Below are 12326 nucleotides of genomic sequence, written 5' to 3' on the forward strand. Positions count from 1 at the left end.
GTTGGTGAACAACAATAGCGGCAACCCTCATCCCCAATGAGAAGAGTGCCACCACCAGATCATGTTATTAACCGAGTTATTCATTGTTTTAAATTCTGATATCAGGATTCGAATCGCGACGGCGACCCGGCCACAACTTCTACGTTTGAACGTAACGCGCTACCCGATTGCACTTTGTCGAACTCTTGTCGGGGTGGCGGGATTCGAACCCACGACCTCTACGTCCCGAACGTAGCGCGCTACCAGGCTGCGCTACACCCCGAAGGATGCTGCAAATGTAACGCCTTTGTTTATGCTTGAAAAGTTAGACGACAATTTTTTTTGCGATGAAGTCTGCTAATTCATTGGGTACCTCCCAAGGTAACAGATGACCGGCGCCTGAGACGATCTCTAAGGTAACATCTTTTAAATAAGGTACCACCAGGCGAGTCTGAACGTCGGGCGGTAGCGCACGATCTTCAGCGCCGACGATGATATGAACCGGAACATGTACAGACGACATTCGATCAGATATATCTTCGCGGCTTCCTGTAGTTAACCAGGCGTCCCACGCTGGTTTTGAGGTGCGTAAGTCGTCGGCAATGATTTGCTCCTGCACAGCCTTTGATACAGAAGCCTCCGTTATGTTCTTCAAGGTTTGTTCGGCGGAAGAACGTTTACCATACCCTGTGAGTAATTTCTGTCGCTCGTCGTCGGGAATGGGTTCGGGCCCCGGCGGAGAAGGCGATACCAACACCATTGACTGAAGCCCGGCTGGCTGCTTGCGGTCTGGCGAGCCGGCCGCTAAGGCTAATGCAACCTTACCACTCATGGAGTGCCCCACCAGCACAAAACGATCTACGTTTGCGGCCTCAAGTAAGGCGGCTACATCATCGGCCATGTCATCGACAGAATAGCCAGTTGCCGGAGCCGCTGAGTCGCCGAAACCTCGTAGATCAACGGCGATGCAACGATACTGCTCAGACAGCTGGTTCGTAACCAACTGCCACTCCAACGCTGAGCCACCAAAATAATGCATGAAGACCAACGTCATAGGTCCGTTGCCCTGTTCAATCATGTTTAGCGGAATGGCGGGTGCTAGCTGGTTCATCACACGTTGGTTTTCAGGCGGGCTGGTCGGTCAGTCATTTCGAGCATCTCGCCGTAGGGAACAATTGTAATCTGCCCAAATTCTTTAAGTATGTTCTTATAAGCTTGAGCAACAGGGCGTGGCTTACGGTCGAGGTCGTACAAACCACAGGCGTTGACGCGGTTGTTAAGCTCACCAAGCTGCGTATCCCAGTCGATTTGGTCAATTAGGCTATACCACGTAAAACCAAGCACTGGCACACCGTCCCGGCGCATCCGCAGAATGCCTACCCACTGTTTATTCAACCATTTGGGAGCCTCATCCGCATCAAAAACATTGGTCTCTGTGTGCATAACCGGCATTCGGTACCGTTCGTAATAGTCCTTGGTAATCTCGTACCAGCCTAATACATCCATCGAAATCTGTATAGAGCCGTCGGGTAGTTTGATGCGCTCGTTACGTCCGTAATAGTCATTACCCATAATCTGATAGCCCGGTGGTTTTCCCGACATAAACCAGTTGTATTCTTCGCGGGTCAGGCCGTTGTCCATCATGTACATAGCTACCGTGGCCGAAGGCGGATTGGCATATAGCAAGTCCAGCGATAAAAAGCGTAACTCGTTGGCCAGATTCGTTGCTGCTGAAGGGGTTGCGCAAAGTTCATGGATATATTCGGCGCTCTCACTCTGTACGATGACACAGTCATTTCGGTATTTGGCAATCTGCTGATTGGCCATGATACTAGCCGCTACACAATGCTTAAGGGCCGTTACAAAACCGTGATCTGTCTTAAGCTGCTCGTTCCAGATTCCGTCTTTACCGCTAATGCGGGCCGTTACGTAAATCTCGTTAACGGGTGTATAATAACGTACCCATGGGTATCGCTGAGCTACCGCACCGGCGTAGTCAGCGAAGTGTATGGGCAAGTCGGGATTTTGAAAGTTGCCGATCCAGTCAGGAACGCCAAAGTGCATGAGATCCAGAATAGGCGTGATGCCCAGCCGCTTTATTTCGGCCATCACTTCGTCGGCAAAACTCCAGTCGAACTTACCGGGCCCCTGGTGAATTTCGTAATAAGGAAGGCCATAGCGGAGAACCTGTAAGCCCATTTCCTTTACTAATCCTAAATCTTCTTTCCAGCGGTCGTAGTGACCGCATTCGCGAAGTTGGTCGCGCCGAACGGTACCGTTTTGAATGGTTGGGTACGAGCATTCGATACCCGTTGCAAACATGAAGTTGCTTGGGTCGGTGTTGGGTAGGCCACTACCGTCGTGACCACCCGCTCCGCCGAACTGATCGCCCTCGTAGTTACCGTCGCCGTATTTCTTCTTTATCTTGTCAAGAAACCCTTGTTGAGCCATTGTGAATGTAGTAGAATAGAATATGCCCGAAACAGCAGATAGAACGAACGGTTGGTTCTGGTTCCGGTTAGAACTTTGTTCGTTAAGAATCCAGGCGTTTTTGTCGTTCCAAAAACCGGTCGGCGGTACGGAGCGATAAGGCCATGATGGTCAGTGCCGGGTTCACACTCAGCGCGCTGGGAAATGTCGAGTTATCGCTGATGTATAGGTTAGGTATGTCAAACGATCGGCCTTCGGCATTAACAACGGCTGTATCTGGATCATTTCCCATACGGCAGGTTCCGATTACGTGGGCATTACGTGGATAAGCCCAAACGTTTTTAGCGCCAGCGGCCGCCCAGATATCGCGCATAATCTTGTTCGCGTGGGCAGTCATTCGCTCTTCGCTCTCCCCGTTTGAGAAAAAAACACGGGGTTTGGGGAGCCCCCGGGCGTCTTTCTCGTTGGACAGTTCCAGGAAGTTTCGTTCATAAGGCAGACAGTCACCCAAGATGTTAATACCGGCTACGTGGTTATAAGCCGTAGCGGCCCGTTTCAGGTCCTGGCCCCAAAGGCCCCGTGCCCGTACCATTTGTGAGATATATGTGACGGGCATAACCCCAATGGATTGGAGCAGGTAGCCACCCACAAAATCAGCCGGGCCGCCATTGCGGTCTTTTGGCCGGTGGGTATCTTCAGAAATCAAGGCTCCCGGAATGCCTTTGTAGGGCCGGATGTCGTCATCAAACTCACCCCAAATCTGCAGGGCTGTATGCGCCATTAGGTTTCGGCCTACCTGGCCGCTGCTGTTGGCTAAGCCATTCAGTAAAAGCAAACGGGGCGTTTCTATCGTACCGGCGCAGAGGAACACAAACCGACATTTTTGCCGCTCTTCCTGGCCGTTACGTATGTATATTACCTCGCTGATGCTTCCGGATGAGTCCCGCACTAACTGAGTGACAAAGCTTTCGGGCCGGATTTCGGCGCCGTAATGAATGGCGAGCGGAATGTACGTTACATCCATGCTGGCCTTTGCGCCAATGTTGCAACCGGCCTGGCAGAAACCTCGGTTAGCGCAGGCCGGACGATGGCCAACGCCTTCCTGGTAATACCCAGCCGAGAGGGCAGCATTGGCCGCTGGTGACGTTTGGATACCAAGTTCTTTGCACCCCTTTTGCATCAACTGCCCGGCGCCGTTGATAGGCAAAGGCCCTAACGCATAGCTTCGTTTCCGGGCTGGTCCCCATGGGTAGTTGGCCGGACCCGAAACGCCAAGGAAGTGCTCAATTTCATCATAGTACGGTTCTATCTCGTCGAAGCCGATAGGCCAATCTTCGCCCACGCCAAATTCGGTACGAATGCGCAGGTCGTCGGGCTGTACACGAGGGGTGTAGGCCGTATAATGCAATGTCGAGCCCCCTACACCGGTACCTGAGTTGTTATTGCCGAAGGGTAGCGGATCGTCGCCCGCGCTTAATCGCTCGTCGTTCCAGAACAATTTTTCCTGCGCCCGCTCGTCAGTTGGGAAGTCTTTAGCCGGGTTCCAGTGTTTACCGGCTTCCAACGCGACAACTTTAAGTCCCGCTTTGGCTAATCGAGCCAGCAAAGGGGCTCCACCCGCGCCTGTTCCGATAACTACGGCGTCGACTGGTTCATTCGTTGAGTAATGTTGCATAGAATGGTGTGTAGCCTGGCTGATCTCCTGGGTTATAGTTCTTTTGGTTCTCGATCCTCTAACTGATTCAGGCCAATACGTTGCCAGGTAGGTACATCGGCCATACCAACGTACCCTATAGTTTCCAGAGCGATCGGATGACTGTAATAAATTTCAGCGGCTTCGGCGAGCAATTCTTCAAAGAAGCGCTCCGGTGGTAGATGCTGCCACGTTTCGCCCGGTGCTTCCATGAATTGGATCGAGCGAAGAATTTGGCCCTGCTGCTCATCAGAGAGCTTTCCAAAAGGCTGATCGAATAAAATCTGGGCACTTTCGTCGATACCCTTCAGACCAAGTTGGTAGGCCTCATGGTCGCTGGGCATGGTATCGTAGCGCCAGCCGTTCGTTTTATTTTCGCTGAGTCGCTCATCAATACCACCCGCAATGTCGATGTATTCGGGCCGGTCAGTCTGAGGAATAAGCCGGTCGCAAACCGCTTGCAGAAGCGTGAATTCGGTTGCCGTAAAAAACGTCGGGTTCGTACAGGGCGTAGCGTCGAGTCGCTTGATTAAGATTCGGCGTGTTGCGTCGGTGACCTGGTCTGTCTTTAGCAAGGCGCGGACAGTACCAGCAGGGTATTGAGCCATTAATCTGTCGTTAAGTTATCGTTTACCCCAGCTTGCCGCCGGTCACCTCTACAATGCTCCCCGTCATAAAACTGCCTTCGCCGGATGCCAGTAACACATAAGCTGGGGCTAACTCTTCGGGTTGACCGGGTCGGGCAAGGGCCACTTCATGACCAAAATTTTTGACTTCGTCTTTGGGCATCGTCGCCGGAATGTTGGGCGTCCAGACCGGACCGGGCGCAACACAGTTAACCCGGATATTGCGTTTGCCCAGCTGAATAGCCAGCGACTTTGTAAACGCATGAATCGCCCCTTTGGTAGCGGTGTAATCTACAAGAATCGGGTTGCCGACGATGCCGACAATACTGCCGGTATTAACTATGGCATCGCCTTCGTGTAAGTGAGGCAGAGCCGCCTGCGCCATAAAGAAATACGCCAGGATGTTAGTGTCAAAGGTGCGACGTAGCTGTTCTTCGGTGATGTCTTCTAGCTTTTCCTGAGCCATCTGATAAGCCGCGTTGTTTACCAAAATGTTCAGTTTGCTGTATTTATCGACCGTCTGCTGAACCACATCTTTGCAAGCGGCCGAACTCCTGACATCGGCCTGAATCATCAGGCACGACCGGCCTATACTTTCCACCATGCGTTTTGTGTATTTGGCATCGTCGGTATTTTCGTTGTACACGATGGCTACGTCGGCTCCTTCCATGGCGAAGGCAATGGCAACCGCCCGGCCAATGCCCGAATCGGCACCGGTAATGATAGCAACTTTGTCGGTGAGTTTGCCCGCTGGTTTGTAGTTCGACAGATCACTGTCGGGCGACGGGTTCATGTCGGATTGACGGGCGGGGTAAGGGAGCTGTTGCCCAGGAATATCCTCAGCCTTCGGCCGAGATTCGGTTGGGGTGGTCATGTGCGTTGAGTGGTGAAGGTAAAGAACAACACCTCCAATAAGCTGACGGCGTTGCTGTCAAGTAACTTCGTGTTACAATAATTTGTTAGCGCTTAAGCGAAAAGTGCCGACTAGCTGATAGTCGGCACGTTCCGGAATCGTTGTGTAAAGTAAGCCGTATTGAGTAGCGACTTATTTCTGCGCCGTTTGCCCCTCACATTTTTTCATGATTTGCTGAGCGCTGCTCTGACCCCAATGTGGCTCAATAGTGTTTGGAATATTCTGGGCAAAAAGCTGTGTAGCGCGGGCGGCTAATTGACAACTCATAGCCTTGTCGCCACCATAGCCCTCGGGAGCACTCCACTTAAGTTGAGCCAGGACGACCATCGCCCGGGGATTGTTCGGATTTTGCGTTAAGGCTTGCTGCAAAGCCTCGCCACCGAGGGCCGAGTACTTTGGCCCTCGGCTCATGAAGTCTACGTTGATGCGGGCGAAGTGAATGGTTGCGCGTAGGCAGGATATTTCGGAGTTTTTCGGGCTAAGCGAATCTGCTTTAATAGCGAACGCATCGGCTTTGTCGGCCCAGCTATCAACCTGATTTTTGTCTTTCTCCTGATTCGCTAAGTTCATGGCACACATACCAGCGTAATAGTAAGGTAACCACTGCGATTTTTCGACCGACCCGATGCGCTCGAAGTTGTTCATTAGTGTCAGCAGGGTAGGAGTGGTGCGGACGCTGTCGAACTGGGCCACGTTTTTCTCCATGGCTTTCTGATACTTGTCACTCTGACCAAAGGCGGCTTGGCCAATAATAAAGCTAACGAGCGTAATGAAGAGCGTTTTCATAAGAAGTAAATGATTGTTGTTTAATAATTTATTTAGAACTGACTGTTAATGATTTCCTGCCGACGGTCGGTACCGAGGGTGATAAACATGCCGACAAATACGAATGGATTATTGGTGGGCACGATAGCCTCGCGCCGTTGCGGGTTAGTGGTCGAATACGCATAACCAAACACTTGCTGATTGCCCAGAGCGTTACTGACGGTTAACACCAGCACCGATTGCGCTTTGCGAACGCTCATCAGGTGGGCGATGCTTACACCCAGGTTATGATAAGCGGGTGTTCGGTCGGTCATGAACGCGTCGGCCGGGCGCTCGGGGTTTGCGTAAGGGCGGCCCGACGCGACAGTGTAAGCTAATCCGATGTTGGTCTGTATTTCGGAGAAAAAGCGTTTGATAACTGCTGAAGCTGTGTGCTTAGCCGCAAATGAAGGCTGCACCGCTGTGGGATAGTCGAGGTACTGGCGCTTCGTGTCCAGAAACGAATAAGACAGCCAGTAATCCACCCCTTTTATACTTTTCTTATCTCGAAAAAAGACTTCTATACCACGAGCGTAGCCCCAGCCACCATTGGTTAAAACAGGCTGCGTTTGAATCAGGTTGTCGTATCGCTTGTAGAAAGCTTCGGTGCGAAACGTCCGGTCGTTGCTTACCTGCTGATAGCTGACAATGTAATGATCGGCATTGGTGTAGGTTAAGCTGGATGTTTGTAATAAAAACGGGCGGTCAGGCTTCTGATAAAATCGGCCATACGAAACCGATAGCAAACCATTCGCACCGGCGCTATAGCCCAGTGCTAACCGAGGAGATACGTTGAATTGCTGCAATAACGACGAATACTCAAGTCGCACCCCCGCCCGGGCCGACAACCGGTCGGTTAGGTAAGATTCTGTCTCGGCAAACTGCGCTAGGTACGTATCGGTGTATTGGCTACCGTTACGTTGTTCGCCAATCCGCTGGAATTCGGTACCAACCGTTAAACGCGTTCGGCTCAGGATCAGCTTGGAAAATACGTTCCGGGCTTGCCATAGCGCCGAGCGATCGGCTTGATGAATTAACGAATCAGGCCGTTCTCCGTCTTGAAAGCGGGCTGCTACGTTAGTAAGGTCGTTGTTGTAAGCATACGAAAGACCAGCCTGCCATTTCCAGCCGCCTTTCAGGGGTTGCTTATAGGTCAGGTTTGTGTAAAGATTTTGATTGGTCAGGCGAATGCCGTTTGTGATACCGTCATACTCCAAGTTTGGCCGGTCGAGGCCAACGGCACTCACGCCACCGTTGGCAAAGAATTTTAGCATACCGCCATTCTGGAATTGATGCCGAATGGATGCGTTACCATCCCAATAGCGGGGTGTTTGAGTGAATTGGACCGTACCCGGTGCCAGCGTATTATACAAACCTAAGTTTGTGTGGCTGATGCCACCGCCAATGGCTGTTTTCTTATCGCGGCTGAGTTGCTGAATATTCACCCCCGCCATAATCGGCGACACTGTCAGCTCAGCGCTACTTTTCACCGGTAGATCTTCCGTTTCCAGTACCAGCGCCGATGAAAGTGCCTGGCCGTATTGGGCCGAGTAGCCTCCGGTTGAAAAGAATGTTCCTTTAAACATGCCCGGTGCAAAGCGGCTGCGGGCGGCCATGTTTGACGGACTGCTGTAGGTGAAGTTGTTGACCAGTAGCCCATCGATATAGACTTTGGTTTCGGTACCCGTGCCGCCCCGCACGAACAGATCGCCACTCTCGCCAACGGCCTGCGCACCCGGCATGGTCTTAAGTGCCGACGTAATGTTTCCATCGGTGGCTGTAGTCAATACATCCAGGGGGCTTAAGACGGTATATTTGTTTTTGTCGTTGAGGTCGAACAACCGAGGCCGAACGGTTACGTCCTGTAACGTGAGTGATTTGGTGGTAAACACTACCTTCACCATCAGCTTCGGCTCCCCGTTTAGTTCGACTGTCTGTGCTACGTCGACGAAGCCTGCCAGCTTAGCTATTAATTTGAACGTGCCCTTTTCTTCGGTCTCAAACGAGAATTCTCCTTTCGCGTTAGTCGTCGCTCCATCGTAGGTACCATCCAGTGAAACGTTGGCATTGGCCAGCGGACGAATGATATTGTACGTGACCGTACCCTGAACGAGTGTCTTCTGCGCAAAGACCGTAAAAGGAAGCAGGAGCAGTGCCGTCAGTACAAGTAAGAGGTTTGAGTAGAGCCGTGTCATAACCGTTTTTTGTTTGCGTCAGCGAATCGTTGAAACAAACATCGGTAGTTGGCTTACCCCTCACAATAGGGTGGGACGGGTGACAAACGGGAAGGGATAAAATGCCCTTTTTAGGGCTATTTGGGTTGTTTCTGGGACAAACGGGAAGGCTACGACAGCGTGCTCATGCGCTGATCGAAGGCTTCCAGGTAGCTGCGGGACACGGGAATGTCGGACGTTACGCCGTTCAGGGTAAGCTGGTAGCCGCGGGCATTCCCTTCAGTTTTGCGAATGGCTTTAAGATTGACTACAAACGCTCGGTGGCAGCGGAAAAATTGCGGATAATCCGACAAGATGGCTTCGACGTCTTTAAGTGTGTTACGAAGAATGGTCTTTTGGAGGGCTGTTAGATTTAGCCAATAGATATCGACGTAGTTACCAACTGATTCAACATAAATAAGCTGATCGGGGTGAAGGCTCAGTCTGTCCTTACCGTTTTCTGAGGTTAAATGAATCAACGCCTGAGCTTGTATGTCGCTAGTTGCAGGCTTCGTCTCCTGAAATTTGGTCAACTGAGTATTTACTTGTTCGGCGTGTTCACTGTTGCGCTTTAATCGACGTTGTTCGGCCACCAGCACGCCTAGTGTAATTGGAAAAAAGCCGATGAGCGTTACGTATAAGTACATTTGCCAGAAAGCAGGTTTACCGCTGTCAGTCAACGTCAAGAGCAACTGGTTCATGAGGCTGATACACAGTAAGACAAACAGCGTATGCAGAATGTGTCGCCCTACGGTCCAGCGCTCTTCGTCATACCAGCCGGGAATCAAGGAGGGAACAAGCCAGTTAGCCAGTAACGACGATACGAAGCAACCTGCACCTAACAGGGCCACTCCGCCAATTTGCCCCCAGTTGAACACTCGGAGGTTTAACAGTGAGATAAACAAAAAGACATATACACTTGCCTGTAGCGATGAGCGAAGCACATAACTCAGGCTAAAGTCTTCGGCAAGTGGGCGGTTAAGAAACGTGCGGACGGATTGCAACATAAAGCAAAAATAGCCATTCTGGCCAAGCTTGCGAGTTAGGCGATACGCAGTACGCTAAACACGTGTAGCCAACTACTTTATTAGTCCAGATTAAGCGTCAAGTTACCCGTTTTATTATACCGGATTTCTTCTTCGGCCAGCATCTGCTTCACCGTTTGGGCCAGCGTGTCAGCGTCGGTCTGGGCAAAGTGGTGCGAAAGCTGCTTAGGCGATACGCCCGGACCGTTGGCCAGGGCAACGTACGTTCGGATCTGCTCGCGAACGGCCGACGCAGCTCCATCAAGTTGCTTTTTCTTTTTGATGCAATTATCACAGATGCCGCAGCTCTCGCCCGGTTTTTCGCCAAAGTAAGCCTGCAACAGGCGCGTCCGGCACTGAGTTGTGTGCTCGGTGTAAATGATAGCGGCCTGAACTTTTCGCATCGCCAGCTCTTTTCGCCGGTTAAGTTCCTGCACGTTTATTGGCAAGGTAGGCGCATCATAGCGTGGGGTCAGGAAGGTGAGCTGGGGTTTGTCTTTCTGCTTTTCGTAGATCACCACGTTCCGCTGGTGCAACTGCTCTAACAGCGCAACAATCTCGCTTTGATTAATCATGAACGCCCGCGCCAGCGCCGACTCCGAGATGGTAATGAAGTCGGTGAACAGCTCACCGCCATACATACGTAACAGGAGCTTGAGAAACGGGTCGAACTTCGGGTTCATCACCTGAAACTCGTAGAGCTGCCGATTATCCAGCACCATGGCCAGGCGTGACGGGTGGAAATAATTTTCGCTTAGCTGAATGAGCCCTTCTAGCTGAAGCTGCTTCGAGGCATAATGCGTTTCTTGAGGAGGCAGGTTGAACGAGTTGGTAAAGGTGCTTAGGTCAAAATCGTAGCTGTTAAATTCACCACCGCCCACGGGTACAGCGGTATAATTAGCCAGCGCCTGATATACGCGCCGGAGCATGTCAACGGGTTGGTACAGCTGCTCGGTGCGGTACCGTAAATTCTCCAGATCGCCATTTGTATAGAGCATTACGGCGTAGGCTTTCTGACCATCACGGCCCGCCCGACCAGCTTCCTGGTAATAGGCTTCGAGCGAGTCGGGTACGTCGAGATGAATAACAACCCGTACATCCGGTTTATCAATGCCCATACCGAAGGCATTGGTGGCCACCATCACCCGCGTACGGTCCTGAATCCAGGCGTCCTGTTTATCGGTACGTTGCTGCGTTGTTAGCCCGGCATGGTAAAAGTCGGCTGAAACACCCTGCCTGACGAGCCACTGCGCTATCTGCTGCGTTTGCTTCCGGCTTCGCACGTAAATGATGGCGCAACCGGCTACATTCTGCAAAATACGTAGCATCCTGGCTTCCTTATGTTCTTCCAACATGGCCGAATAAGACAAGTTGGGACGGGCAAACGTCTGGCGGAATACCTGAGGCTCTCGCAGGGCTAATTTTTGCTGAATATCGGTCTGAACATCGGGCGTGGCCGAAGCGGTCAACGCAATAATCGGCGTATCCGGAATAAGCTCCCGAAATTCGGCAATCTGAAGGTAAGGCGGGCGGAAATCATAGCCCCAGGCCGAGATGCAGTGGGCTTCGTCAACGGCCAGCAAACAGACCACCATCTGCTTGACGCGCTCAATAACGAGTTCGGTACGTAGCCGCTCGGGCGAAACGTAGAGGAATTTGGTATTGCCGTAAATACAATTGTCGAGAATCGTATCGATCTCGCGGTAGTGCATGCCCGAGTAAATAGCCGCAGCCGGAATACCCCGCCGACGTAACTGCTCAACCTGGTCTTTCATGAGGGCAATCAGGGGCGTCACCACGATGCACACACCTTTCATGGCCAGGGTGGGCACCTGAAAACAAATAGACTTTCCTCCGCCGGTGGGCATCAGCACCAGCGCGTCCTGCCGGGCCAATACAGTGTTGACCACGTCTTCCTGCATGGGTCGGAAGGTGGAATAGCCCCAAAACTGCTGTAAAATCTGGCGGACGGTCAACGAATCTATAGTCTACAGTACGGGCTACCTGACTTTCTAGTTGTCTTGGTAATCACTACCAAAGGTTGTTGGTCAGATAGCCTACACGAAATTAGCAGTGCGAATTTACGATGCTGGAAAGACAAATTAGCGGACCAAGCGTTTTAGCTTTGGAGGTAAATCGTCAACAAGTAAGATTGAGAGCTATGATTCAGAAAGTTAGTAAGTCCGATGAAGAATGGCGTAGTATTCTCACGCCGGAGCAATATCGAGTGGCTCGGGGTAAGGGTACGGAACGGGCTTTCTCGGGCGAATATTGCGAAGCCCACGACCCTGGTGTGTATGCCTGCGTGTGTTGCGGTACCGAACTGTTCGAGTCGAAAACTAAGTTTGAATCCGGCACGGGCTGGCCGAGTTTCACCGAGCCAATTGAGGAGGAGCGCATCCGGCTCGAAAAAGATTATAGCTACGGCATGTTTCGGATTGAAGTCCTATGCAATGTTTGCGATGCTCACTTGGGGCATGTCTTCAACGACGGTCCACCACCAACGGGCATGCGGTATTGCCTGAACTCGGTTTCGCTGGTGTTAAAACGGGCTGCGGACACAGAATAAGTTTCGAGACATATCTCTGCAACAAACCGGGCAACTCGTTCGTATGTCTAAACGTAGGAACGAGTTTTTAATGA

General features: G+C 51.7%; 10 protein-coding genes and 1 tRNA gene. 1 reads left to right on the forward strand and 10 read right to left on the reverse strand.

Annotated elements, in window-relative coordinates:
- Positions 1-188 precede the first annotated feature (188 nt).
- From ACFSUS_RS25530 to ACFSUS_RS25575, 10 genes are all read right to left on the reverse strand, one after another.
- Positions 189-262 (reverse strand) — tRNA-Pro (locus tag ACFSUS_RS25530).
- A gap of 42 nt (positions 263-304) precedes the next feature.
- Positions 305-1090, reverse strand: coding sequence for an alpha/beta fold hydrolase (locus ACFSUS_RS25535; protein ID WP_381527249.1), 786 nt, complete (start codon positions 1088-1090; stop codon positions 305-307).
- Positions 1090-2430: a family 1 glycosylhydrolase gene (locus tag ACFSUS_RS25540; protein WP_381527251.1), complete on the reverse strand. Its 1341-nt coding sequence runs from the start codon at positions 2428-2430 to the stop codon at positions 1090-1092. The genes ACFSUS_RS25535 and ACFSUS_RS25540 overlap by 1 nt, the downstream gene beginning before the upstream one ends.
- An 82-nt stretch (positions 2431-2512) precedes the next feature.
- Positions 2513-4084, reverse strand: a complete 1572-nt coding sequence (locus tag ACFSUS_RS25545) for a GMC family oxidoreductase (protein WP_381527253.1) — start codon at positions 4082-4084, stop codon at positions 2513-2515.
- Positions 4085-4116: 32 nt separating this feature from the next.
- Positions 4117-4710: a gluconate 2-dehydrogenase subunit 3 family protein gene (locus tag ACFSUS_RS25550; RefSeq protein WP_381527255.1), complete on the reverse strand. Its 594-nt coding sequence runs from the start codon at positions 4708-4710 to the stop codon at positions 4117-4119.
- Positions 4711-4732: 22 nt separating this feature from the next.
- On the reverse strand, positions 4733-5602 hold the full coding sequence (locus ACFSUS_RS25555; protein WP_381527257.1) for an SDR family oxidoreductase: 870 nt from the start codon (positions 5600-5602) through the stop codon (positions 4733-4735).
- Between the two features lie 171 nt (positions 5603-5773).
- Entirely contained in the window at positions 5774-6427 is a 654-nt protein-coding gene (locus ACFSUS_RS25560; protein ID WP_381527259.1) for a tetratricopeptide repeat protein, read from the reverse strand.
- A gap of 32 nt (positions 6428-6459) precedes the next feature.
- On the reverse strand, positions 6460-8640 hold the full coding sequence (locus tag ACFSUS_RS25565; protein WP_381527262.1) for a TonB-dependent receptor: 2181 nt from the start codon (positions 8638-8640) through the stop codon (positions 6460-6462).
- A 149-nt stretch (positions 8641-8789) separates the two neighbouring features.
- Positions 8790-9665, reverse strand: coding sequence for a LytR/AlgR family response regulator transcription factor (locus tag ACFSUS_RS25570; protein ID WP_381527263.1), 876 nt, complete (start codon positions 9663-9665; stop codon positions 8790-8792).
- An 80-nt stretch (positions 9666-9745) separates the two neighbouring features.
- A complete protein-coding gene (locus ACFSUS_RS25575; protein ID WP_381527265.1) occupies positions 9746-11659 on the reverse strand; it encodes a RecQ family ATP-dependent DNA helicase in 1914 nt (637 codons plus the stop codon).
- Between the two features lie 185 nt (positions 11660-11844).
- Here ACFSUS_RS25575 and msrB point away from each other — a divergent pair, with 185 nt between their 5' ends.
- Positions 11845-12252 (forward strand): peptide-methionine (R)-S-oxide reductase MsrB, encoded by a 408-nt coding sequence (msrB, locus tag ACFSUS_RS25580; RefSeq protein WP_381527266.1) that lies wholly within the window; start codon positions 11845-11847, stop codon positions 12250-12252.
- Positions 12253-12326 lie beyond the last annotated feature (74 nt).

The sequence above is a fragment of the Spirosoma soli genome (assembly GCF_042684525.1).
GTDB classification, from domain to species: Bacteria; Bacteroidota; Bacteroidia; order Cytophagales; family Spirosomataceae; genus Spirosoma; species Spirosoma soli.

What these genes read in the sequence shown, in the direction of transcription:
- ACFSUS_RS25535 (WP_381527249.1), bottom strand. Translation starts at nt 1,090, where the DNA reads ATGAACCAGCTAGCACCCGCCATTCCGCTAAACATGATTGAACAGGGC.
- ACFSUS_RS25540 (WP_381527251.1), bottom strand. Translation starts at nt 2,430, where the DNA reads ATGGCTCAACAAGGGTTTCTTGACAAGATAAAGAAGAAATACGGCGAC.
- ACFSUS_RS25545 (WP_381527253.1), bottom strand. Translation starts at nt 4,084, where the DNA reads ATGCAACATTACTCAACGAATGAACCAGTCGACGCCGTAGTTATCGGA.
- ACFSUS_RS25550 (WP_381527255.1), bottom strand. Translation starts at nt 4,710, where the DNA reads ATGGCTCAATACCCTGCTGGTACTGTCCGCGCCTTGCTAAAGACAGAC.
- ACFSUS_RS25555 (WP_381527257.1), bottom strand. Translation starts at nt 5,602, where the DNA reads ATGACCACCCCAACCGAATCTCGGCCGAAGGCTGAGGATATTCCTGGG.
- ACFSUS_RS25560 (WP_381527259.1), bottom strand. Translation starts at nt 6,427, where the DNA reads ATGAAAACGCTCTTCATTACGCTCGTTAGCTTTATTATTGGCCAAGCC.
- ACFSUS_RS25565 (WP_381527262.1), bottom strand. Translation starts at nt 8,640, where the DNA reads ATGACACGGCTCTACTCAAACCTCTTACTTGTACTGACGGCACTGCTC.
- ACFSUS_RS25570 (WP_381527263.1), bottom strand. Translation starts at nt 9,665, where the DNA reads ATGTTGCAATCCGTCCGCACGTTTCTTAACCGCCCACTTGCCGAAGAC.
- msrB (WP_381527266.1), top strand. Translation starts at nt 11,845, where the DNA reads ATGATTCAGAAAGTTAGTAAGTCCGATGAAGAATGGCGTAGTATTCTC.